At 70.6% G+C, this 252-nt stretch carries 1 protein-coding gene; it reads right to left on the bottom strand.

Going from position 1 to position 252, the window contains the following annotated elements; all coding sequences use genetic code 11:
• The coding region (locus PZC42_RS25045) for a chlorophyll a/b-binding protein (RefSeq protein WP_277214354.1) at positions 1–252 on the bottom strand (252 nt) is incomplete at both ends.

Here is a 252-nt window from a genome sequence, read left to right as displayed (position 1 = left end):
CGGCCCGCCGGCGATGCGGTACCCCTCGACGGCGCCCATGAGCACCACCTGGACCGCCCAGATGGCGAGGATGCTCTGCGCGTGGATCAGGCTCGGGTTGCCGAGGTAGTCGAGCCCGCCCTCGCTGAAGATCTGCGAGCCCGCCTTGAACCACACGGCCTCGCCGAACTTGACGCCGTTCCGGGCGAGGAGCTCCGGGAAGACGCAGCCGAGCGCGCCCAGCATCGCCCACCGGGAGTGGATCACCTCCAG

This window comes from Isoptericola croceus (assembly GCF_029382255.1).
In the GTDB taxonomy this organism is placed as follows: Bacteria; Actinomycetota; Actinomycetes; order Actinomycetales; family Cellulomonadaceae; genus Isoptericola; species Isoptericola croceus.
This window is presented reverse-complemented; position numbering and strand designations above follow the sequence as displayed.